The 21,382-nt window shown below is 61.0% G+C and carries 22 protein-coding genes, 4 tRNA genes and 1 riboswitch; of the genes, 9 read left to right on the forward strand and 17 right to left on the reverse strand.

Features of this window, described 5'->3' with window-relative positions:
- Positions 1-3 precede the first annotated feature (3 nt).
- From O3301_RS27925 to O3301_RS27945, 5 genes are all read right to left on the reverse strand, one after another.
- Positions 4-972: an LLM class oxidoreductase gene (locus tag O3301_RS27925; protein ID WP_305058079.1), complete on the reverse strand. Its 969-nt coding sequence runs from the start codon at positions 970-972 to the stop codon at positions 4-6.
- Positions 969-1,457, reverse strand: coding sequence for a nuclear transport factor 2 family protein (locus O3301_RS27930; protein ID WP_305058080.1), 489 nt, complete (start codon positions 1,455-1,457; stop codon positions 969-971). Before O3301_RS27930 ends, O3301_RS27925 begins: the two co-directional genes overlap by 4 nt.
- 16 nt (positions 1,458-1,473) lie before the next feature.
- Positions 1,474-2,574, reverse strand: coding sequence for an alkene reductase (locus O3301_RS27935; RefSeq protein ID WP_305058081.1), 1,101 nt, complete (start codon positions 2,572-2,574; stop codon positions 1,474-1,476).
- Positions 2,575-2,780: 206 nt separating this feature from the next.
- Positions 2,781-2,856: transfer RNA gene (locus O3301_RS27940), tRNA-Lys, on the reverse strand.
- Positions 2,857-2,928: 72 nt separating this feature from the next.
- Positions 2,929-3,004 (reverse strand) — tRNA-Lys (locus O3301_RS27945).
- 130 nt (positions 3,005-3,134) lie between these two features.
- Here O3301_RS27945 and O3301_RS27950 point away from each other — a divergent pair.
- Positions 3,135-3,593: a MarR family winged helix-turn-helix transcriptional regulator gene (locus tag O3301_RS27950; RefSeq protein WP_305058082.1), complete on the forward strand. Its 459-nt coding sequence runs from the start codon at positions 3,135-3,137 to the stop codon at positions 3,591-3,593.
- Complete coding sequence (locus tag O3301_RS27955; RefSeq protein WP_305058083.1) at positions 3,590-5,077, forward strand: MDR family MFS transporter; 1,488 nt, start codon at positions 3,590-3,592, stop codon at positions 5,075-5,077. The genes O3301_RS27950 and O3301_RS27955 overlap by 4 nt, the downstream gene beginning before the upstream one ends.
- On the opposite strand, the gene O3301_RS27960 is transcribed toward O3301_RS27955, so the two are convergent.
- Positions 5,071-6,159: an NADH:flavin oxidoreductase/NADH oxidase gene (locus tag O3301_RS27960; protein WP_305058084.1), complete on the reverse strand. Its 1,089-nt coding sequence runs from the start codon at positions 6,157-6,159 to the stop codon at positions 5,071-5,073. The two genes, O3301_RS27955 and O3301_RS27960, sit on opposite strands and share 7 nt — an antisense overlap.
- Before the next feature lie 106 nt (positions 6,160-6,265).
- Here O3301_RS27960 and O3301_RS27965 point away from each other — a divergent pair, with 106 nt between their 5' ends.
- Together O3301_RS27965 and O3301_RS27970 are read left to right on the forward strand one after the other, a co-directional pair.
- Positions 6,266-6,607 carry a helix-turn-helix transcriptional regulator gene (locus O3301_RS27965; protein ID WP_289907442.1) on the forward strand — a complete coding sequence of 114 codons (342 nt, stop codon included), beginning with the start codon at positions 6,266-6,268 and terminating at the stop codon, positions 6,605-6,607.
- A 122-nt stretch (positions 6,608-6,729) separates the two neighbouring features.
- A complete protein-coding gene (locus O3301_RS27970) occupies positions 6,730-7,854 on the forward strand; it encodes an acyltransferase (RefSeq protein WP_305058085.1) in 1,125 nt (374 codons plus the stop codon).
- A gap of 311 nt (positions 7,855-8,165) precedes the next feature.
- Here the strand turns inward: O3301_RS27970 and O3301_RS27975 are convergent, their stop codons facing one another.
- The 11 genes from O3301_RS27975 to ybgC form a co-directional block, all read right to left on the reverse strand.
- Positions 8,166-9,671: a hypothetical protein gene (locus tag O3301_RS27975; RefSeq protein ID WP_305058086.1), complete on the reverse strand. Its 1,506-nt coding sequence runs from the start codon at positions 9,669-9,671 to the stop codon at positions 8,166-8,168.
- Positions 9,668-10,417 (reverse strand): hypothetical protein, encoded by a 750-nt coding sequence (locus O3301_RS27980; protein ID WP_305058087.1) that lies wholly within the window; start codon positions 10,415-10,417, stop codon positions 9,668-9,670. The genes O3301_RS27975 and O3301_RS27980 overlap by 4 nt, the downstream gene beginning before the upstream one ends.
- Positions 10,418-10,711: 294 nt before the next feature.
- Positions 10,712-10,787 (reverse strand) — tRNA-Lys (locus tag O3301_RS27985).
- An 89-nt stretch (positions 10,788-10,876) separates the two neighbouring features.
- A tRNA-Lys gene (locus O3301_RS27990) sits at positions 10,877-10,952 on the reverse strand.
- A 67-nt stretch (positions 10,953-11,019) separates the two neighbouring features.
- Positions 11,020-11,778, reverse strand: a complete 759-nt coding sequence (gene ybgF, locus O3301_RS27995; protein WP_099664974.1) for a tol-pal system protein YbgF — start codon at positions 11,776-11,778, stop codon at positions 11,020-11,022.
- Between the two features lie 134 nt (positions 11,779-11,912).
- Complete coding sequence (gene pal / locus O3301_RS28000; RefSeq protein WP_034786578.1) at positions 11,913-12,434, reverse strand: peptidoglycan-associated lipoprotein Pal; 522 nt, start codon at positions 12,432-12,434, stop codon at positions 11,913-11,915.
- A gap of 43 nt (positions 12,435-12,477) precedes the next feature.
- Complete coding sequence (gene tolB, locus O3301_RS28005) at positions 12,478-13,746, reverse strand: Tol-Pal system beta propeller repeat protein TolB (RefSeq protein ID WP_369812252.1); 1,269 nt, start codon at positions 13,744-13,746, stop codon at positions 12,478-12,480.
- A 5-nt stretch (positions 13,747-13,751) separates the two neighbouring features.
- On the reverse strand, positions 13,752-14,765 hold the full coding sequence (gene tolA / locus O3301_RS28010; protein WP_289912157.1) for a cell envelope integrity protein TolA: 1,014 nt from the start codon (positions 14,763-14,765) through the stop codon (positions 13,752-13,754).
- 48 nt (positions 14,766-14,813) lie between these two features.
- Positions 14,814-15,254: an ExbD/TolR family protein gene (locus O3301_RS28015; protein WP_223278896.1), complete on the reverse strand. Its 441-nt coding sequence runs from the start codon at positions 15,252-15,254 to the stop codon at positions 14,814-14,816.
- A gap of 15 nt (positions 15,255-15,269) precedes the next feature.
- Positions 15,270-15,959, reverse strand: coding sequence for a protein TolQ (gene tolQ / locus O3301_RS28020; protein ID WP_034759183.1), 690 nt, complete (start codon positions 15,957-15,959; stop codon positions 15,270-15,272).
- Between the two features lie 47 nt (positions 15,960-16,006).
- A complete protein-coding gene (gene ybgC, locus O3301_RS28025) occupies positions 16,007-16,408 on the reverse strand; it encodes a tol-pal system-associated acyl-CoA thioesterase (RefSeq protein WP_099387060.1) in 402 nt (133 codons plus the stop codon).
- Positions 16,409-16,722: 314 nt separating this feature from the next.
- Positions 16,723-16,847: riboswitch (ZMP/ZTP riboswitch) on the forward strand.
- Between the two features lie 111 nt (positions 16,848-16,958).
- On the opposite strand from ybgC, the gene glyA reads away from it, so the two are divergent.
- The 5 genes from glyA (at position 16,959) to O3301_RS28050 (ending at position 21,249) form a co-directional block, all read left to right on the forward strand.
- Complete coding sequence (gene glyA, locus O3301_RS28030) at positions 16,959-18,206, forward strand: serine hydroxymethyltransferase (protein ID WP_034786580.1); 1,248 nt, start codon at positions 16,959-16,961, stop codon at positions 18,204-18,206.
- Between the two features lie 144 nt (positions 18,207-18,350).
- Positions 18,351-18,812: a transcriptional regulator NrdR gene (nrdR, locus tag O3301_RS28035; protein WP_077401309.1), complete on the forward strand. Its 462-nt coding sequence runs from the start codon at positions 18,351-18,353 to the stop codon at positions 18,810-18,812.
- 242 nt (positions 18,813-19,054) lie between these two features.
- Positions 19,055-19,624, forward strand: coding sequence for a type IV pilus modification protein PilV (pilV, locus tag O3301_RS28040; RefSeq protein ID WP_305058088.1), 570 nt, complete (start codon positions 19,055-19,057; stop codon positions 19,622-19,624).
- Positions 19,621-20,580, forward strand: coding sequence for a PilW family protein (locus O3301_RS28045; RefSeq protein ID WP_305058089.1), 960 nt, complete (start codon positions 19,621-19,623; stop codon positions 20,578-20,580). The genes pilV and O3301_RS28045 overlap by 4 nt, the downstream gene beginning before the upstream one ends.
- A 39-nt stretch (positions 20,581-20,619) precedes the next feature.
- Positions 20,620-21,249, forward strand: a complete 630-nt coding sequence (locus tag O3301_RS28050) for a PilX N-terminal domain-containing pilus assembly protein (protein WP_305058090.1) — start codon at positions 20,620-20,622, stop codon at positions 21,247-21,249.
- Positions 21,250-21,382: the final 133 nt, after the last annotated feature.

Raw genomic sequence — 21,382 nt, forward strand, 5'->3', positions numbered from 1 at the left:
GCCTCAGTCCGCGTGAAACAGGGGCAGCACATGCTCGGCCATCTCCGCGATGACTTCTTCGGCCGGGCGCTGCGACGGCTTCATGTTCAGCGCCACGTGGCGCACGCCCAGTTCGCGCTGCGCCTGCCAGCGTTCGATCAGGGCATGGCGGCCGATGCGCACCACATTGTAGAAGCGCAGCGGTGGCGCGTCCGGGTCCTTGTCCAGGTCGAAGAAGGTGGCGTAGCCATACGCGGGCGGCGGCTGCTCGCCCGCATGGTGGCGCAGGCTGGCCAGGATGTCCTGGATCGCTTGACCATCGTCGACGGACCAGATCCGCGCGTCGACATTGCGCGCCAGCCAGTCGATGGGCTGGCGCGAGCGGCCGATCGCCAGCATGGGCAGGTGCCGGCGCACGGGCTTGGGCAGCAGGTCCAAGGTGCCATCCAGGGTGCCGTAATGCTGCGTCGTGGCGGCGGGGAAGTCTTGCCCGCCCAGCTGGCGCAGCAGCGCGAAGGCTTCGCGGTAGCGTTCGTCGCGATTGTCGAAATCGGCGCCGAAGGCCGGATATTCGGCCGGGCGGTCGCCCGTCGACAGGCCAAGCAGGAAGCGTCCGCCGCTCAATTGATCCACCGAAGCTGCCTGCTTGGCGACGATGACGGGATCGCGCAAGGGCAGCACGATGCCGGCCGTGCCGATGCCGATGCGTTTGGTGACCGAGGCCAGGAAGCCCGCATACACGAAGGGATCAAATACCTGCCCCGCATCGCCGAAGGCCGGGTCGAGGAAGGGCACGTCGCGCAGCCAGATGCTGGCAAAGCCCGCATCGTCGACCAGCCTGGCCATGCGTTCGTGGTCCTGCATCGTGGGCACGGGCGTGCCGGGATACGCTTCCAGCGGCGCGATCAGGCCGAAGGTCAGCTTGCCTGGGCTGAACACGCGCCGGAATGGGGCGTGCTGCGTCATGTCCATGCGCGTTCCGGCCGCCGTCATGCGCCCTCCAGTGCGGGCAGCACGAGATGGTCGCCGGGCTGGCCGCCGCCGCCATTGCGCGCGGGCCAGACGATGTCGAGCTGCGAGCGGCTGATCTGCCAGCGGCCGTCGATGCGGCGGTACTCGTCCGCATACGCACCCAGCAAAATCCACGGATCGCGCTGCTCCGGCTGGCGCGTGTGCAGGTCGATCAGGTAGCAGCGTCCCTGTGCCGTGTCGGCGTCGAGCAGTTCCACCCAGTGGTTCGTCACGGCGTGCAGGAAAGGATAGCTGCCGTGGTGCTCCGTGTCGTAACCGTCGAAGGCTTGCTGCAGGCCGGCGCGGATGGCGTCGCGGCCCCGCCATGCGCCCAGTCCCGCGTTGCAGACGGCGTCCGGCGCGAACAGTTCGGACAATTCATCGATGCGGTTGCTGTCCAATAAGTGGCTGTAGCGGATGCGCAGGTTTTTGATGGCTTCCAGGTCCAGCAGTGTTTGCATGTTCATCGTGTGTCCCTTTGATTTATTGCGCCGCAAAGGCGGGGTAGTCCGTATAGCCGTTCGCGCCGTGCGGGCCGTAGAAAGTGGCGCGTTCGGCCTGCGCCAGCGGCCAGCCGTGGCGCAGGCGCTCGACCAGGTCGGGGTTGGCGATGAACGGGCGGCCGAAGGCGGCCAGGTCGATGCGGCCCTCCTGCAATGCCGCTTCCGCGCTGTCGCCGTCGAAGCCGCCCGCCGAGATCAGGGTGCCGCGGTAGGTGCGGCGAAATTCGGCCGCGAAGCCGGCGGGAATCGGTGTTTGCCCCAGGGTCAGCTGGTCGCTCGTGTGCACGTAGGCGAGGCCTCGGGCATTCAAGGCTTCGGCCAGGGCCAGCCAGGTGGCCGCCTCGTCGTCGAACGGCTGCATGTCGTACAGGCGGCCGAATGGCGAGATGCGCACGCCGACGCGCTGCGCGCCCACTTCCGCACTCAGGGCGTCGATGGTGTCGAGGATCAAACGCAGGCGCTTGGAAAGCGTGCCGCCATACGCGTCGTCGCGCGTGTTGAGGGCGCCGTTGATGAATTGTTCGAACAGATAGCCGTTCGCGCCGTGCAGTTCGATGCCATCGAAACCGGCGGCCATGGCGCGCCGTGCGGCCAGCACGAAATCGTTGACGATGCGGGGGATGTCGGCGGCGTCCAGGGCGCGCGGCGCGCTGGCGGGGACTTGTCCAGCCACGCCAGGCGACGCCCAGGCAAACGCGGGCGAGTTGTCCGCGCGGCGCGCAACGGACGACACGGGCGCCGCGCCACCGGCTTGCAGCGACGTATGCGACAGGCGGCCCACATGCCACAGCTGGGCGAAGATGCGCCCGCCCCGTGCGTGCACGGCGTCGCACACCTGGCGCCAGCCGGCTTCCTGGGCATCCGTGTACAGGCCGGGCACGAACAGAAAGCCCGTGCCTTCGCGGCTGACGGGGATGCCTTCGCTGATGATCAGGCCAGCCGACGCGCGCTGGGCGTAGTACAGCGCCGTTTGTTCATCGGGCACGCCATCCCTGGCGCGCGAGCGCGTCATGGGCGCCATGACGATGCGGTTGGGCAGGGTCAGTCCTGCGAGGTCATACGGAGTGAAGAGTTTTTTCATGGCCAGTCCTTTCGGTCAAATACGATGCGGTGATGCGGGCGCAGGCATTGCCTGTGCCGCCATGCCGTCCATTGTATTTATGAACTGGGGAAAGATAATCGTGGTTTTATTCAGTAGACTCGATCCTAAAGGTATCGAATTGGGGGAGGGGGACTGTAAAACAAAAAAGCCCACGAACCGGAATTCGTGGGCTTCTCTGAAGTATTTGGTAGGCCGTGCGGGATTCGAACCTGCGACCAACGGATTAAAAGTCCGCTGCTCTACCAGCTGAGCTAACGACCCAAAAACTTTGACTACTGAACTACGGTAACGCTGTGCCGTATCAACATGCTTGCCATGCTGACGGCTGAATCTTGGTAGGCCGTGCGGGATTCGAACCTGCGACCAACGGATTAAAAGTCCGCTGCTCTACCAGCTGAGCTAACGACCCAAGGGCGGCTATTATGACGGCCAACGGCGGTTTTGGGAAGGGCTGGGTGGCGTGTGGGCGGAAAAAAGCCTTGCATGGCCCTCATGCACGGTCTAATATAGGTAGATAGCCTACCTACTTATATATTTCCATGTCCACTACCGAAGAACTTCCCATCCCCGAACGCGCGCTGGCGCTGTCCGATGAATTGCGCACGGCGTTCAAGCGCCTGCTGCGCTCGATGCAGCGCGAAGGGGGCGAGCTGGAAGGCGGCGTGTCGATGATGCAGTACATGCTGCTGGTGCTGATCCACGAGCAGCCCGGCATCGGCGTGGCCGCGCTGGCGCGCCTGCAGAACGTGCGCGGGCCGACCGTCAGCGCGCAGGTCAAGTCGCTCGAAGAGGCGGGTCTCGTCGAGCGCAGCGCGCCCGATCCGCAGGACCGGCGCCGTTCCGGCCTGCACGTGTCCGCGCATGGCCTGGCCATCCTCGAGACCCTGCGCGCGCGCCGCCGCGATGCGCTGGCGCGGCGCATCGCCCGCCTGACGCCGCAGCAGGTCGATGCGCTGGCCGCCGCCATGCAGCCGCTGCTCGAGATAGGCCAGGCATGAACGGCCTCGGCATACCCGCAGGCGCAGAGGCGCCGTTGACGGAGCGCGAAGTGCGCGCCACCTACCTGGGCCTGATGGCCGTGCTGGGCCTGGGCGCGCTGGACCAGAGCATCGTCGCGACGGCCTTGCCGCGCATCGTCGATGACCTGGGCGGCATGGCGCACCTGTCGTGGGTGGTGACGGCGTATGTGCTGGCCTCGACGGCCACCATGCCCCTGTACGGCAAGCTGGCCGACCAGTACGGCCGCCGCCCCATGATCTTCACGGCCTTGCTGACTTTCCTGCTCGGTTCCGTGCTGTGCGGACTGGCGCAGAACATGACGGAACTGATCATCTTCCGCGCCATCCAGGGCCTGGGCGCGGGCGGCTTCATGCCGCTGGCGCAGATCATCATCGGCGACATCGTGCCGCCCGCCGAGCGGGGCAAGCGGCAAGGCATGGTGCCCATCGTGTTTGCCGTCACCAGCGTGCTGGGCCCCGTGCTGGGCGGCGTGATCACGGACGCCTTGTCGTGGCACTGGATTTTCTTTGTCAACCTGCCCGTCGGAGCCGCCGCCTTCGTCATCATCGCGCGCGCCATGCGCAAACCCGCGCCCGCGCATGCGCACAAGATCGACTATCTTGGCTCCGCCTTGCTGACGGGCGCCGTCACGGCGGCGCTGCTGGTGCTGGCATTGGGCGGCACCGAGTGGCCATGGGATGCGCTGGCGATCAAGGTGTGCGGCGGCGTGGCCGTGCTACTGGGGATCTGGCTGGCCTTCCACGTGGGACGGGTGGATGAACCCGTGCTGCCGCCCGACCTGTTCGAGAACCGCACCTTCAATATCGCCAGCCTGGTGATGGCCATGACGTTCATGGGCCTGATGGGCGCCAGCGTCTTCTTTCCCCTGTTCTTCCAGCTGGTGATGGGTACCAGTCCCGCCGAATCGGGCGTGATGACGGTGGCGATGATGGTGGGGCTGGTGGCGTCGTCGATGTTCAATGGCCGGGTGCTGTCGCGTTCGGGCAAGTACAAGATGGTGCAGGTGGCGGGTCTGGCCTTGGCGGTCGTGTCGTTTGCCGTGCTGGCCTGGGCCATGGAAACGTCGCGCGGTTACTGGATCATCGAGCCGGCCATCTTCTTCCTGGGCACGGGGCTGGGGCTGGTGATGCCGAACATGACGATCGCCGTGCAAAATGCCTTGCCGCTGGCGCGCCGCGGCGTGGGCACGGCCATGCTGGCCTTTTTCCGCTCGCTGGGCGGCTTGCTGGGCGTGACGGCGTCCGGCGCCATCCTTGCGCGCCAGCTGCACCAGCATGGCGTGGAAGCCGTCTCGGCGCTGGGTGCGCAGGCGGCAGTGCAGACGGTGGAGGTGTACCGGCATGCGATCGCCAGCGTGTTTGGCGCCGGCGCCGTGCTGCTGCTGGTGGGACTGGTCTTCCTGCTGTTCCTGCCGGAACTGCCCCTGGAGGGGCATCCGGCGACGGTCAGGGATGATCAGTAGCGTTCCAGCCAGTGCGCGTACGGCGCCGGCAGGGTCCACGAGGCGCGTTCCACGCCGAGTTCCTTGGCGGCAAAATATGCCCAGTGCGGGTTGGCCAGGTGCGCCTTGCCGACCATCACCACGTCCAGCTGCCCTTCCTTGACGACGCGCTCGGCGATGGCCGGCGTGCCGAAGCCCCAGGCGGACGAGACGGGCACGCCCGCTTCGCGGCGGACTCGCTCGGCGATCGGGCCCATGAAGGCCGGGCCCCACGGAATCGCCACGTCGGGAATCGTGAAGCCCATGCTGACACTGATCATATCCATGCCGGCATCCTTGAACTGGCGCACGAGGGCTATCGATTCGAGCAGGGTTTGCTCGTCGCGGCCGTCGAATTCCAGCACGCCGAAGCGGATGGTCAGCGGCAGGTGCTCGGGCCACACTTCACGCACGGCTTTCAATGTTTCCAGCAGGAAGCGGCTGCGGTTTTCCAGGCTGCCGCCATAGATATCGTCGCGCTGGTTCGAGTGGGCGGAAAAGAAGCTTTGCGCCAGGTAGCCGTGGGCGAAGTGCAGCTCCAGCCATTCGAAGCCCACTTCGCGGGCGCGCACGGCCGCGTCGACGAAGTTCTGTTTCACTCGGGCAATATCGTCGAGGTCCATGGCGCGCGGCACTTTCGGCAGGCCGCCGCCAAAGGCGATAGCGGACGGGGCGATGGTTTGCCAGCCGCGCGCGTCTCCTTCGGCAATATGGTCGTCGCCTTCCCAGGGGCGGTTGGCGCTGGCCTTGCGGCCCGCGTGGGCGATCTGGATGCCGGGAACGGAGCCGGCCGCCTTGATGGCTTTCACGACGGGCACGAACGCTTGCGCCAGGTCATCGTTCCAGATGCCCGTGCAGCCTGGCGTGATGCGGCCTTCCGGCGCCACGGCCGTCGCTTCGACGATCACCAGGCCCGCGCCGCCGCGCGCCATGCCTGCATAATGCGACAGATGCCAGTCGTTGGCCTGGCCATCGACGGCCATGTACTGGCACATGGGCGGCACGGCGATGCGGTTGCGCAGGGTGATGCCTTTGAGGGTGTAGGGCTGGAAGAGGGCGGACATGGTGGCCTTTGTGTTTGTTGGTGGAAATGTCAGTGAATGCTGATTCGGTAGTTCGTAAATATTCGAAGAATGGAATTAGTATAGCGCATGCTGTATGATTCTGCTCATGCGTCCACACAAACATCCCCCCGCCAGCGAATTCGTCCTCGAGCGCGTGCTGTACGCCTTGAGCGATTCCATTCGCCTCGACATCGTGCGCCACCTGGCCAGAGTCGATGCGGCCGCTTGCGGCGACCTCGACGGCGGACGGCCGAAATCGACCGTTTCCCACCATTTCAAGGTCTTGCGCGAAGCGGGCCTCGTCTACACGGAAAACGCGGGCACGACGCACATGAACACCTTGCGCCGCGCCGATATCGAGAGCCGCTTCCCCGGCTTGCTGGACGCGATTCTGGCGCAGCAGCCCTTGGTGCCCGAGCCGCCGCAGGCGGAAAAGCCGACAGTTTAGCCGCCTGCCGTGCCCCGCCATTTTTCAGGCTCGGCTATGATATCGGCCTTTCGGTAAATCCTCAGCCGCGCGCCTGTTGCGCGATGGGCTGGCGAGACTGCCTGGCATGGCAAGGGATGGGAATGACGGCAGCAGCAGTGGTATCACAGGCGGACCTGGCACATCGTCCGCAGTTTGGCTGGATCAATGGTTTGAAGGCGGGCGCGGCGCAGTTGATCGTGTTGCATCACCTGGCGTTTTACGGCCCCATGTCCGACTACGTGCAACCCCTGTTGCCCGAGCTGCTAGGCTGGCTGGGCGGCAGCGCGCGCATCGCCGTGCAAGTGTTTCTCGTCATCGGCGGCTTTCTCGTCGCCAAATCCCTGTCGCCCGCCGGCCGCCCCGGCATTGCCGCGCCGCTGCAGGCGATCTGGCGCCGCTACGCCAAGCTGGCGCCGCCTTTCCTGGCCGCCACCTTGCTCGCGGCCATCGTCACGCCCGTGGCCGGCATCTGGATGCTGCACGATTCCATGTCGGCCGCTGTCACCCTGGGCCAGCTGAGCGCCCATGCCTTGCTGCTGCACGGCGTGCTCGGCTATGAGTCGCTGTCGGCCGGCGCCTGGTACGTGGCCATCGATTTCCAGCTGTACTTGCTGACGGTAGCGTTGCTGTGGCTGGGCGGCCGCCTGGCGGGCCAGCGGCGCGGGCATTGGCTGATGCCGCTGGCCGTCACTGCGGGCATCACTTTTTCCTTGCTGTATTTCAATCTCGACGCGGGCTGGGACAATTGGGCGCCGTATTTCTTCGGCAGCTACGGTCTCGGCATGCTGGCCTGGTGGGCCAGCGATCCGGCCCGCAAACCCGGCGCCATGACCGCGCTCATGGCCATGGCCGCCGTGCCCGTCCTGCTGGCCCTGGCCGTCGACTACCGCAGCCGCATCGCCCTGGCCCTGATCGTCGCCTGCGCCCTGTTCCTGTTCGGCCGCGCCCGCACGCCCTCCCAGGGCGGCGCCTGGAATGTCATCAACGCCCTCGGACGCATTTCGTATGCCGTGTTTCTCGTCCACTTTCCCGTCAGCCTGCTGGTCAATGCGCTGTTTATCAGCTATGTCCCGCTTGAGCCTGGGTGGCAGGCGCTGGGCATGCTGACGGCCTGGGGCGCCAGCCTGGCGGCCGGTGCTGCGTTTTACCGCTGGGTGGAGGTGCCGCTGGGGCGGGTGGTGCAGCAGTGGATGGGCAAGGCTGGCGTGCGGGCGGTTTCGGCCTAGATGGCGGCACCACGCTGCTCGCTGTTGATGCGCGGCAGAAGTGGCCGCGCGTAACAAAAAAGCCAACCGGGAGCGGTTGGCTTCTTCATAGTATTTGGTAGGCCGTGAGGGATTCGAACCTGCGACCAACGGATTAGGAGTCCGCTAAGACAGCTTTCGGGCTGAGATATCTCCCGCCCCGTCTTACAAGTAATTTGTACGGACTTCTAATACGTGATTTTTCCCGAGGCACGGTCAGTTGTAGTTAGAACCGTTAACGGAGCAGAGCATGGCTGCGCGCGTATTACAAATCTACAGATTGCAAAATTATTTCACATCCAAATCGCTTGGTATACTGTCTCCCTGATAATTTTAATTTTTGCCAAACCAATATTGTCAATGTCGTCGAGTTGTTGATCTGAACTATTAGCGAGTTGCCCTACAGTTTCAATTCCCCCTGCATGCAGAGTTTCAATTAAGTAAGGAGTAAAGCCATATGGATAAGCAGCGGACCTACCTAACATATCAATTGGCTTCTCTAAAATTGCAAGTCCATGTTCTTGAGGTAAAGTAGGAAGAACTATATCGTGGAAAATGGAGCCAGAAATGTGAATATCTGAAGGCTCACTATTTCCGCTCAGCCATTCGTCTACCATTTCGAAAGTAAGTCGCTTTGATGGAATAGAATCCAATAAATTGCATAAATTTATAGCAAAAATAGGACCTCGCCCTCCAGATTTGAGAGCGCGAGAGGCTTCCCGGCGAGCGACAAAGCCGAGATACTCGAGTATCTCAAATATTTTTGTGTACTGACTTACTAGCTGACGATGAACAAGCACTTTATCTTGTGCAATACTTCTGGTTCGATCACGAACAGGTTTTGTGGCATGTTCCACTATGGCTTCTATAATTTCTCTTGCAGGCTCAATTAAAGGTTCATATACGCCGAGTTTTGGCGCTACCTCATCCATTAGCGGCCAGAAATAGTCGGACGCCATATCTAGCATACACTTATTAACTTCAGGTATCCCCACTTTTTCTAAACCATCAAAACGATTGCAGGCTAGAATAAATCCACGTAAATTACCAACGACTGCTCTTCCTAGAAGATTCGCAAAGTTAGATGGTGAAAGTCTGTCAGAAAATGTTTGTTTTTCTGCAAGGGATGGGTAGCGTGCCCGAACTACATCAGGGAAGAAGTCGGGAGCTGATAGGACATCCGATCGACTGATGTCAACAACCGTTGAGTCATTGAATACATCGAATCTTATGCCAAATTTTGTAACCCCTGGATATATAGAGGCTTTGCACGATATAAGGCTACTAGATAAGGTTCTAAATAGATCAAAAAATACCTCTAGAGGCTTTTCGCGGCCAATATGTGCGGCATCATCGAAAAGAAGAACAATACGAACGCCAACGGTCTGCGCCAAATTCAATAGTTCCAGCTGCAACGAGAGTTGATCTGTTGCAAAAGTGAAGGTGTAGTCTAAATCTAGTTCGGAAATCTCACGTTGTATGGAATTTGAAAGAACGCTGCAGAAATGAGTGATATATTCCAAGCCATCTGATTGCAATAGCGGTAAATATCTTAAGCTTACATAAACTGGAAATATTCCGTCAATTTTTTTCATCCTTCGATAGGATTCGATTAGCAATGCACTTTTTCCACTCCCACGTCCACCACGTATGAGAACAGGGCCATGTGCGCATAGCTTTCGGATGATGACCTCATCATATTTCGAAAATTTGTGATATTCCTCAAATTTTTCTGGAGGGCATTCCTCAGCAGCTAAAATTAAGCCTGCGTCATCATCAAAATTATTGTTGCCATTCACGAGAAAAGCCCTCTGAAACTTAAGTATTTTTGAGCCGCAACTTCAGGTGCCAATTTGGCATAAGAAGTGGGTATGAAATGGGATATTAAACCTAGGTGTGCTACTAATGCACATGTGTCTCTGATAGCATTTTTAACGGTCTCCTCATCAAAAAGTAGTGCGCTACTAAAAAACTCCCAATGTACGCCTTTGGATAGCATCGAGTAAAGTTGACTACTTCGCCCCCCAGTTTCCCGAAGATAAGTTTCGGAGTCTAGGCCGTAGATTTCCGAAAAGAGTGGGTTATTTGGTAAGGTTGAAACATAGTCCAACATGTTTTCCACGGCAAGCTTCCAATAGATGTGATCCATATGCTTCGAGAACAAAGCTCGACTAATTTTTGGGACATCAAAGTCAAGGTGCCATAAGACTTGATTCTTTTCCTCCACGGGTAGAACATCGCCTGTCCAGGAGAATGCTGACTTGGCGCGTTTCCCAGGTTCATACTCAACTTGATTCTGGAATTCGGCTAGATACAGCATTCGAAATGGATCGAGTCTGCCCACCAATGCAGCACAAGAGTTTTCTAATAACACGCGAGCGCAAAACGGACCTAGCGAAATCACGTCAGCCTGCGGGCCGTCATTCAATAGCGATAGTGAGCGGGTTGAGAAGCTCTTGATCGAAGCTGAAAGCTGATCTAAAGCCTTTTTTGCTATTCCGCTTTCGGCGTTAGTGCCACACAGCAGGAATTCGATGTCAGTCATTGGGCATATGGGAAAATAGATTTCTGGATAGGATACTTATGGATTTGCTAGAAGTCTATATTTTTCACTTGCAGCGATTTAATTGACACAAAAGAGAAGGTGGTCATTCTATCTTTGATAGCTAGCTCATCGCCTCAGAGATGTGCAGATCGACAAATGCAGTAAATTTCATTCCCATTGATATGGGGAGCAGCGGGCCATCAAGCCTCTCGAATGAGTAAGCTACTTGGGGGGGGGCAAGGCGGGCCCATAACAAAAAAGCCAACCGCGAACGGTTGGCTTCTTCATAGTATTTGGTAGGCCGTGCGGGATTCGAACCTGCGACCAACGGATTAAAAGTCCGCTGCTCTACCAGCTGAGCTAACGACCCAAAAACTTTTTACAACAACTTCGGTAACACTGTGCCGTAAAAAAATGCTTGCTATAACAACTCGCAAGCAGATCAGTACTGCGTATTCGTGGTAGGCCGTGCGGGATTCGAACCTGCGACCAACGGATTAAAAGTCCGCTGCTCTACCAGCTGAGCTAACGACCCGAAGAAGAAAGATTATAGGGGGTGCCCGGGATTCTGTCAAACCTAACGGGCAACTTTTTCCCCGCTTTTACTTTTTGCCGCCCCGTTCCTTGGCCGCCTGGGCCGCACTGGAGTCCGGGTAGCGCGAGATCAGGGCGTTCAGCGTCTTGGTCGCGTTCGGCTTGTCTTTCAGCTCCGTGTAGCAGCTGGCGATGTTGAGCATGGCGTCGGGCGCTTTCGGGCTGTCCGGGTAGTGTTTCAGCACGGCCTGCTGGGCCGTGATGGCGCTCTTGCAGTCGCGCTGGGCGTAATAGGCGTTGCCCAGCCAGTATTGCGCGTTGGCCGCATAGGCCGATTCCGGATAGCGTTTCACGAAGCCGTCCAGGGCCGTCACGGCGCCCTTGTAATCGCCCGACTTGAACAGGCCGAACGCGGATTCGTACGCGCTTTGCTCGGACACGCCCACGGCCGCTTCCTGGCCGTCGATGGTGACCTGGCGCGGTTCGAGCTTGCGCAGGCGCGCGTCGATATCGGTGTAGAAATCCTTCTGGCGCTTTTGCGTGTTTGCTAGGTCGTTGCCCAGCACTTCGATCTGGCCGCGCAGGCGGGCGATCTCCTGCATGGTCTGGTCGTGCTGGTTGAGCAGGCTCAAGGTGCTGGTCTTGTCCGCCTTGGCGTCGATGCGGCTGTTCAGGTCGCGCGCCATGGCGTCGACCTTGGCGCGCAGCTCGAGGATGGCCTTGCGTGCTTCGTCGTCATCGAACAGGGCGGCGTTGGCGTGCAGGGGCAGGTAGGCAAACGCGGCCATCAAGGCGGCGGCGACGCCGGCTTTCGAGAATGTCATCATGAGTCGGGCTTTCAAAAGTTACGCAAACATGCAAACGGGGCGCCGGGCGGTGAATCACCGCGCTGCGCCCCATTATTATGCCTATGACTGGCCAGTTAGGTAAGCGTCAATGCTGCCGCGCTCACCCCTGAACATCAATAAACGATGTCAGCGCGGCGGTTTTCTGCCCATGCTGCTTCGTTGCTGCCTTGAGCTTTAGGCTTTTCTTTGCCCAGCGACACGGCTTCCATTTGGCCTTCTGGCACGCCCAGGGCTGCCATCGACTTGCGCACGGCTTCAGCACGTTTCTGGCCCAGGGCCAGGTTGTACTCAGCGCCACCGCGTTCATCGGTGTTACCTTGGATCAGGATCTTGCGGCTAGGCGTTTTCACCAGGTAGCCAGCGTGGTTTTGCACAACTGGGGTGTCCGCTTCGCGCACGACGTATTTGTCGAAGTCGAAGTAGATGCTGCGGTTAGCCAGCACGCCTTTTGGATCGTCCAGTGGATCGACCGATGCGGTCGTTACTGGCTGAACTTGACGGGTGTCAACTGGAGCGACGACTTTTTCAGGAGCGCGCTCAACCACTGGGGTCTCTGCTACTTTGACTGGGGTGCTGCAGGCGGACAGCAGGGCTGCGGTAGCGGCGATGAAAGCCAAACTTTTAAAGTTACTCATTTTTATTCTCCGGGTCATGGTTAAAGGTGAAACTGTACAGCATTTACTTCATAAAAGGACCCCAGGTGGGCTCCTTGATATTGCCAGCTTGCGTAGTCAAACGCTGTTTGACGCGGCCATCCACCGATACCACTGCCAGCGACTTGCGTCGTCCGGATTCGGTCGCGTACATGATATATTTCCCGTTGGGCGAAAAGCTCGGTGATTCGTCGTTGGCGGTGTCCGACAGGCGCAGTTCCTGGCCACTAGCCAGGTCGAGCGCGTAGAGCTGGAAATTGCCGTCGCGACGGGAAATATAAGCGAGTGTCTTCCCGTCGGACGAAATCCGCGGGCTGATGTTGTAGGAGCCGCCAAACGTCACGCGCTTGGCTTCGCCACCGCTGGTCGACATGCGGTAGATTTGTGGTCCGCCGCTGCGATCGCTGGTGAAATAAATGCTTTGGCCATCGGCCGAGAATTGGGGTTCCGTATCGATGCCGCTGCTGGTGCTGACGCGGCGCAAGCCGCTGCCGTCGGCATTGACGGTGTAGACCTGGGTATGGCCGTCGCGCGACAGGGCCACGGCCAGGCGCGAGCCGTCCGGGCTCCAGCTCGGCGCCGAGTTGCTGCCTTTTTCATTCGACACGATGGTGCGCTGGCGCGTCACCAGGTTTTGCACGTAGACGATGGGCTTTTTCTTTTCAAACGATACATACGCGACCTTGGTGCCGTCCGGCGACCACGACGGCGAAATGATAGGCTCGTTCGAGCGCAGGGCGACCTGGATGCCTTCGCCATCGGCGTCGGCCACTTCCAGGCGGTATTCGCGGCCCGATTGCGTGACGTAGGCGATGCGCGTGGCGAACGCGCCTTTGACGCCCGTCAACTTTTCATAGATATCGTCGGCGATCTTGTGCGCCAGCAAGCGGTTGAACTGCGGCGCGGCCGCATTGTTCATGCTGGAGATCTGGGCGCCCTTGATGGTGTCGAACAGCTTGTAGCGCACGTCCAGGCGGCCATCGGCCATGCTTTGCACGGTGCCGGCGGCCAGCGCGTCGGCGCCGCGCGATTTCCACTGCTCGTAGCTGACGGGCGCCGTTTCCGACACGGGCGCATCGGCGTCGATCAGCTTGAACACGCCGCTGCGCGCCAGGTCGGCCTTGATAATGCCCGACAGCGACTGCGGCGCCGCCGATTCATTGACGAAGCTGGCGACAGCCACCGGGATCTGGTTGCTGCCGATCCCCGTAATCTCCACGCGCAGCTGCGCCTGGGCGCCGGCGGCTCCCAGCATCAGGCCGGCGCAGAGCACGACATAGCTCATTTTTTTCATGGTCATCATTTAGGCAAATCCTTCATCTCGAATATGAGTTCAATCTCGCGTTCCACGGTGCCGTCTTTTTTCTTCGGCAGTGGCGACGATTTATTAATGGCGTTTTCCACCGAGCTGTCATACGCCGGCAGGCCGCTACTTTTAATCTTTCGGACCGAAATAATTTCCCCAGTTGGCAGTTGCTCGATCTTGAACACGGCGCGCGGGTTGCCCGGCACGTCCGTGCTACCGCTGTACGCGATATTGCTCTTGATCTTGCTCGTCAGGGCAGCGACATAGCCGCTGTCCTTGCGTGGCGCGGTCGCTTTCGCGGCCGTACCTGTTGTGCCTGCACCTGCAGCGCCCGTGATGCGGCGCATTTCCGCCTCACGCGCCTTGTCGGCGGCTTTTTTCTCTTCCGCCGCTTTTTTCGCCTTGGCCGCTTTTTCGGCCGCCGCTTTTTTATCGGACAGTTCTTTCTCGGCTTTTTCTTCCGCCGCTTTTTCTTTCTCTTTGGCTTGCTTGGCTTTCTCCAGCTTGTCGGCCTTTTCTTTTTCCAGCTTTTCAGCCTTGTCTTTTTCTTTCTGCTTCTGTTTTTCCAGTTCGCGCTTTTCTTCCTCGCGTTCCTTCAATTCCTGCTTGCGGCGTTCTTCCGCTGCCGCTTTCTCTTCTTTCAGCTTGGCCTTCTTGCGTTCGAGGGCGATTTCCGCCTCGCGCAGGTCGACCTTCGGCTCGGGCGCGGCCACGGGCGGCGGTGGCGGCGGGGCCGGCTGTTCCACTTGCGGTTCCGGCGGCGGCGCCGGTGTCGGCTCCGGTTCCGTCGCCACTTCGGGCGGCGGCGCGGCCGTCTGCACTTTCAGGTCCCACACTTCCGCTTCGACGGCGACAGGTTCCGTATTTTGCCAGTGTACGCCCACCCACAGGAAAAACAGCAGGCCAAGGTGCATCGCCAGCGCCAGGCCCAGCGAGGGCCAGCGGCTGCGTTCGCGCGGCACGCTGTAGGGCTTGCCGAGTACATGGTCGATTTGTTTGGTCTGCAAAGTCTAGTCTATCTAAAAACGGTCAAGTCTGGAAACAGGGTGCTGCGCTTACTTGGTGGCCAGGCCGACGCGGGTAATGCCCATCTTTTTCGCTTCCGAAATGAGCTGGATCACATCGTCGTACTTGCTTTCCTTGTCGCCCGCGATCATCACGGGATAGTCGGGATTGCTTTCGTGCAAACCGCGCAGCTTGCGCAGCAGGGCGTCGCGGTTCGGTTCCGTTTCCGGCGACAGCTGTTCCTTGCCGATGACGCCGATCGACAGCGAACCATTCGGTTTCAGCACGATCTGAATATAGTCATCGGGCGGTTTCGCCGACTTTTCCGCGTTGGGCAAGTTCACCACGCTGGGATTGTTCGACGACGGCATCACCATGAAAATGATCAGCAGCACCAGCATCACGTCGATATACGGCACGACGTTGATCTCGGACTTGAACTTGCGGCCACGGCCACCGCGCATGCCGCCACTATTAAAGGAGGAACCCATGAAACTTGCTCCCTCTTAGCGCGACTGGCGCTGCAGGATGTTGGAGAATTCCTCGACGAAGCTCTCGAAGCGGATCGCCAGGCGGTCGATGTCATGCGAAAAACGGTTGTAGGCGACGACGGCGGGAATGGCTGCGAACAGGCCGATGGCGGTGGCGATCAGCGCTTCGGCAATGCCGGGCGCGACGGCGGCCAGGGTGGCTTGCTGCACGTTGGCCAGGCCGCGGAAGGCGTTCATGATGCCCCAGACGGTACCGAGCAGGCCGATGTACGGCGAGACGGAGCCGACGGAAGCGAGGAAGGCCAGGTGCGATTCGAGCACGTCCATTTCGCGCTGGAAAGCGGCGCGCATGGCGCGGCGTGCGCCGTCGAGCACGGCGCCGACGTCCAGCGCTTCACGCGAACCGTAGGAAGCCTTGCCCTTGATGAATTCGCCCATGCCGGCGTCGAAGATGCGGGCCAGCGCGCCGCTCTGGTCGCGGTTGCCGCTGGCGTTCTGGTGCAGCGCATGCAGGTTGCCGCCGGCCCAGAAGCTGCGTTCGAATTCGATGGTTTGCTTGCGCGCCTGGCGCACGGCAAACATCTTGCGGAAAATGTAGGTCCAGCTGGTCAGGGAAATCAGCAGCAGCAGGGCCATGATCAGTTGCACGATCAAATGGGCATTGGAGATGAGCGCGAGGAAAGAAAGATCTTGTGTAACGTTCATTGGCTGGCAGTCTGTTGGGTGAATTGTCCGGAGGTGGCGGGTAGGGCTCAGGCGGCGCGCATGCGGGCCGCGACTGCATCAGGCACGGCGCGCGGGCGCAGTGCCGAATCGACGCAGCCGATCTTGACGCGGGCCGTGTTGAGCAGGCGGTCGCCGCACCAGGCTTGTTGCAGGAAAACGATGGAGGCACGCCCCATTTTTTCTATGCTTAAGGTTAATCTTACCGTGTCATCGAGCCTGGCTGGCGCATGATAGTCGGCGTTGACGCTTTTGACAACGAACATCGCGTCATGCTGTTCCAGCAATGCCTGCTGGCCCACGTCGATGGCACGCAGCCATTCGGTGCGCGCGCGCTCGAAGAATTTCAGGTAGTTAGCGTAATAGACGATGCCGCCGGCGTCGGTGTCTTCATAGTAGACACGTACGTTCCAGGTAAAGACTGAAGGCATGTTTATTGCGCCAGTAGTGAGATTGAGCAACATTTTACGCGATTTTTCTTCTTGTGACTGTGGGCGCTTGCTGGAAAGCCATGCAAAAGCTGCATATAAGTTGCACCGCAGCATTGTAAATCCGGCGTGTGCAATGGCAAGCTTCGTAACATACGCTTACATGCCATGGCCAGGTTTAAGCCCAGCTTAAAAGCGGCGGCCATCCCCGGGGCGGCCTGTGGCCGCGCCCGGGCTGCGATAGCGCGCGGCGATTATAGCCGCACGGTTGCATTCCTTGCTCAATTTGGGTACTTAACTTACAATTTGACTTCCATTACGTCTCACGTGACTGGCGAAAAGTCGGGCGATCTCCATGAATGGCGGTCGGCAAACCGGCGAAAGGTGGGCACCCACCGGGAAACGTGAGATTTTTCATCAGCCGTTCGCCTGGGTAGCCACTATGGAAAAGCACGAAGAGGCTGCCTGTCCAATGTTGTTATTCACTTAACGCCGGCTCCCCTCATTCGATCCAACCTGCCAGTACAAGCACCCTCATACTTGGAGTTTTTACATGTTTGCAAAAGATCACAACCTCGCCAACGTCGATCCTGAATTGTTCGCCGTCATTCAAAAAGAGAACACGCGCCAGCACGACCACATCGAACTGATCGCGTCGGAAAACTACACGTCGCCAGCCGTAATGGAAGCGCAAGGCTCGCAGCTGACGAACAAGTACGCCGAAGGCTATCCAGGCAAGCGCTACTACGGCGGCTGCGAATACGTCGACGTGGCCGAGCAACTGGCCATCGACCGCGTGAAACAGCTGTTTGGCGCCGAATGCGCAAACGTGCAGCCGAATTCCGGCTCGCAGGCGAACCAGGGCGTGTTCTTCGCCATGTTGAAACCAGGCGACCTGATCATGGGTATGTCGCTGGCCGAAGGCGGTCACCTGACCCACGGCATGCCGCTGAACATGTCCGGCAAATGGTTTGACGTCGTTTCCTACGGCTTGACGGCGGAAGAAGACATCGACTACGAGGCAATGGAACGCCTGGCCCGCGAACGCAAGCCAAAGCTGATCATCGCCGGCGCGTCGGCATTCTCGAAAAAGATCGACTTCGAACGCTTCAGCAAGATCGCCAAGGAAGTGGGCGCCTACTTCATGGTCGACATGGCCCACTACGCCGGCTTGATCGCCGCCGGCCTGTACCCGAACCCGGTGCCGTTCGCCGACTTCGTCACCTCGACCACGCACAAATCGTTGCGCGGCCCGCGCGGCGGCATCATCCTGATGAAGGCCGAACACGAAAAAGCCATCAACTCGGCCATCTTCCCTGGTATCCAGGGCGGCCCGCTGATGCACGTGATCGCCGGCAAGGCCGTCGCCTTCAAGGAAGCGCTGAGCCCTGAATTCGTCGAATACCAGAAGCAAGTGATCAAGAACGCCGACGTGCTGGCGAAAACCCTGATCAAGCGCGGCCTGCGCATCGTGTCCGGCGGCACCGAATCGCACGTCATGCTGGTCGACCTGCGCGCCAAGAACCTGACGGGCAAGGAAGCCGAAGCCATCCTCGGTTCCGCGCACATCACCTGCAACAAGAACGGCATCCCGAACGACCCGCAAAAACCGTTCGTCACCTCGGGCATCCGCCTGGGCAGCCCGGCGATGACGACGCGCGGTTTCAAGGAAGCGCAAGCGGAAGAGGTGGGCAACCTGATCGCCGACGTGCTGGACAATCCGCATGACGCCGCCACCATCGAGCGCGTGAAAGCGGCCGTGAAAGTGCTGGCCGACGCGCACCCAGTGTACGCAGCATAATTATTTGTCCAGAATGTGTCATACGGAGTAAGATTCTGTATGACACATTCCAGTCGTGCCCAAGGGCGCCCGGAGTGATTCGGGCGCCCTTTGTACAAGGGCGGCGATTTCCCGTAATTATTACTATAAAGTTGTAGCCAGCCCATGAAATGTCCATTTTGCCAGCACGGCGACACCCAGGTTCTCGATACGCGCGTATCGGAGGAAGGGGATGCCATTCGGCGCCGCCGCCGCTGCGGCAAATGCGACAAGCGTTTTACCACGTACGAACGCATTGAACTTATCATGCCGGCCGTCGTCAAAAAGAATGGCAGCCGGACGGAGTTCGCTGCGGATAAGTTGCGCGGCAGTTTGATGCTGGCCTTGCGTAAGCGTCCCGTCGCGGCCGCCTCTGTGGATACGGCCATCGCGTCCATCCAAGAGAAGCTGCTTACCAGCGGCTTGCGTGAAGTCGAATCCGGCTATATCGGCGAACTCGTCATGCAGGAACTCAAGCGCCTGGACAAGATCGCCTACATCCGCTTTGCCTCCGTCTACAAGAATTTCGAAGACCTGGCCGAGTTCCAGGACGCGATCGCCGAAGTGGGCCAGGCGCGCAAGCCCTGACGCTCACCCGGACATTCACTTTGCCGGCAGCGGGGCCGCTCCTGCGCCCCGTGTTCACCATGCCGGCGCTTGCCTGGCAAGCGGTCTGATCAATCCCAACGCCGTTCTTCTCGACTTATCATCGTCCTGTTTGCGCTAGCGCAGACGCGGGTTTTTGCGCGCGCCTATCTTGTAGCTGGGCCGCCTGTTCCTGCGGCTCTTTCTGCGGAAGGGAGTAGCGTATGCGCAAGGGCGGTCGCACTATGTTTCCTGCGGGTGGCAGCAGCCTTGTCGAAGTGCTGGTGTCGCTGCTGCTGTTGGCGCTGGGCCTGCTGGGCGCCAGCATCCTGCAATTGAACGCCGTGCGCGCGCGCCACGAGTCGGCGCTGTTGTCGGCGGGCGTGCAACTGGCCGCCGGCATGGCCGAGCGCATGCGCGCGAACAACGTGCTCATGAATGGCCCCGATGCGGGCAATCCCTACCTGAACGTGGCATATGCGGCGGCGGACGGCGCCGAAGCTGGCGGCGGCGCGCCGGACTGTCTTGGCGCTGCCGCCTGCAGCGCGGCCGAGCTGGCGCAATTCGACATCGCCGAATGGAAGCAAGGGCTGCACGCGGCCTTGCCCGGCGCGCGCCTGCGCATCTGCCGCGACCTTGCCGCGTGGGATGCCGCCGCCCAGGGCTTGCAGTGGGCGTGCAGCGGCGGCAAGGGGGCGCCCATCGTCATCAAGCTGGGCTGGCGCGGCCGCCTGCCCGATGGCTCGCCCGCCGTGAATGCGGCAGGCGAGTCGCTGCCCAGGCTGGCATTCCAGCTGGGCGGGGGCGGCGCATGAACGGCGGGCATCGTGGCATGAGCCTGATCGAATTGCTGGTGGCCCTGTCGCTCGGTGCGCTGTTGATGCTGGCCGCCAGTAGCGTGCTGCTGGCGGCCAGCGGCAGCTATGGCGACCAGTCCGCCAGCGCGCGCCTGGATGACAACGCCCGCTATGCGCTCGATGCCATCGCCCGCGCCGTGCGCCAGACGGCGTATGTGAATTGGGATAGCAGCGCCGCGCCCGTCGCCCATGCCGATTACGACAGCGCGAATATCGCCGGTCTCGACGCGCACAGCCTGGGCAAGAACAGCGACGGCATCAGCGGCGCGCTGCCCGGCGCCCTGCATGGCAGCGACGTGCTGGCCCTGCGCTATTACGGCGCCGGCAAGGAAGAGGGCGGTGACGGTTCCGTCCTCAATTGCGCCGGCTTCGGCGTGGGCGCGGCGCAAACGGAGGCGCAGCGGGGTTGGAGCGTTTTCTACGTGGCGCAGGGCGCCGATGGCGAAGGCGAGCTGCGCTGCAAATACCGCGGCACGAACGGCTGGGGCGCGGACGCCGTCATCCGTGGCGTCGATGCTTTCCAGGTGCTGTATGGCCTCGACACGGATACGCCGCCTGACGGCGTGGCGAACCGCTATGTCAACGCCAGCGCGCTCGACGCCTACGATGCGGCGCTGCTGCTGGAGGGGGCGGACGCGGCCGCGCGCCAGCGCGATTTTCAACGGCGCACGCACTGGAAACGCGTGGCCAGCGTGCGCGTGGCGCTGTTGCTGCATGGCGAGGCGGGACCGGCCGACAAGATGGCGGAACTGGGGCCGGCGCAGTTCGACCTGTTCGGCAAGGCGTATGCCGAGGCGCATGGCGCCGGCGACACGGGCGTGCGCATCGCGCGCGCGTCCTTGCCTGCCGCGACGCGTTCGCGGCTGCGGCAACTGGTGCAGACGAGCATCATGCTGCGCAACGGGCCGGCCTAGGCGGGCGGCGCGATGGCTGGCGCGGGCGTCCGCTGTCGCGTGCCTTGGCGCCCACCTTGTGCGCGATGCGGCGGCGCCACCCTCGTGTATGTGCTGTGCCTGCTGGTGATCATCTTGTTGCTGGGCATATCGGCGGCGCAGATGGCCTTGCAGGGAGAAAAGGCGGCGCGCGGCGAGCGCGACCGGCAGATCGCGTTTCAGGCGGCGGAGGAGGCACTGGTGGATGCGCAGAACGATATCGAAGGCTTGCCCGGCGCGCCGGGACGCAGCAGCCTCTTCGCGCCAGGCAGTGCGGCCGGGTTCGCGGACGGCTGCGGCGAGGGCGGCGCACTGGGCCTGTGCCTGCCCGCGGCCCCGGAGGCGCCGGCGCTCTGGTTGAGTACGGACCTCGATGGCGCCGAAGGCAGCAGCCGCACCGTGCCGTATGGCCAGTTTACGGGCGCCGTCATGCAGACGGGGCAGGGCTTCCTGCCGTCGCGCCGGCCCCGCTACCTGATCGAACTGCTGCCATTTCACCCGCCCGGCGCGCAGGCCACGGCAGCGGCCGGCGGTCTGGCCACGGAAAGCTATGTGTACCGCATCACGGCCATCGGTTTTGGCGCGCAGGAAAGCACGCAAGTCGTGCTGCAAAGCTATTACCGCAAGCAGGCGGCGGGAGCGGGGCCATGAGGGCGTCGTGGTTCATCTTGCCGCCCACTTTGCCGTCCACTTTGTGGCATGCTTTGCGGTCTGCCCGGCGGCATGCCGGCTGCGTCTGGCTGATGCTGTTGGCCTGTCTGGCTAGCCTCTGTTGCGGCGGCGC

It is taken from the genome of Janthinobacterium sp. SUN211 (genome assembly GCF_030587315.1).
Taxonomy (GTDB): domain Bacteria; phylum Pseudomonadota; class Gammaproteobacteria; order Burkholderiales; family Burkholderiaceae_D; genus Janthinobacterium; species Janthinobacterium kumbetense.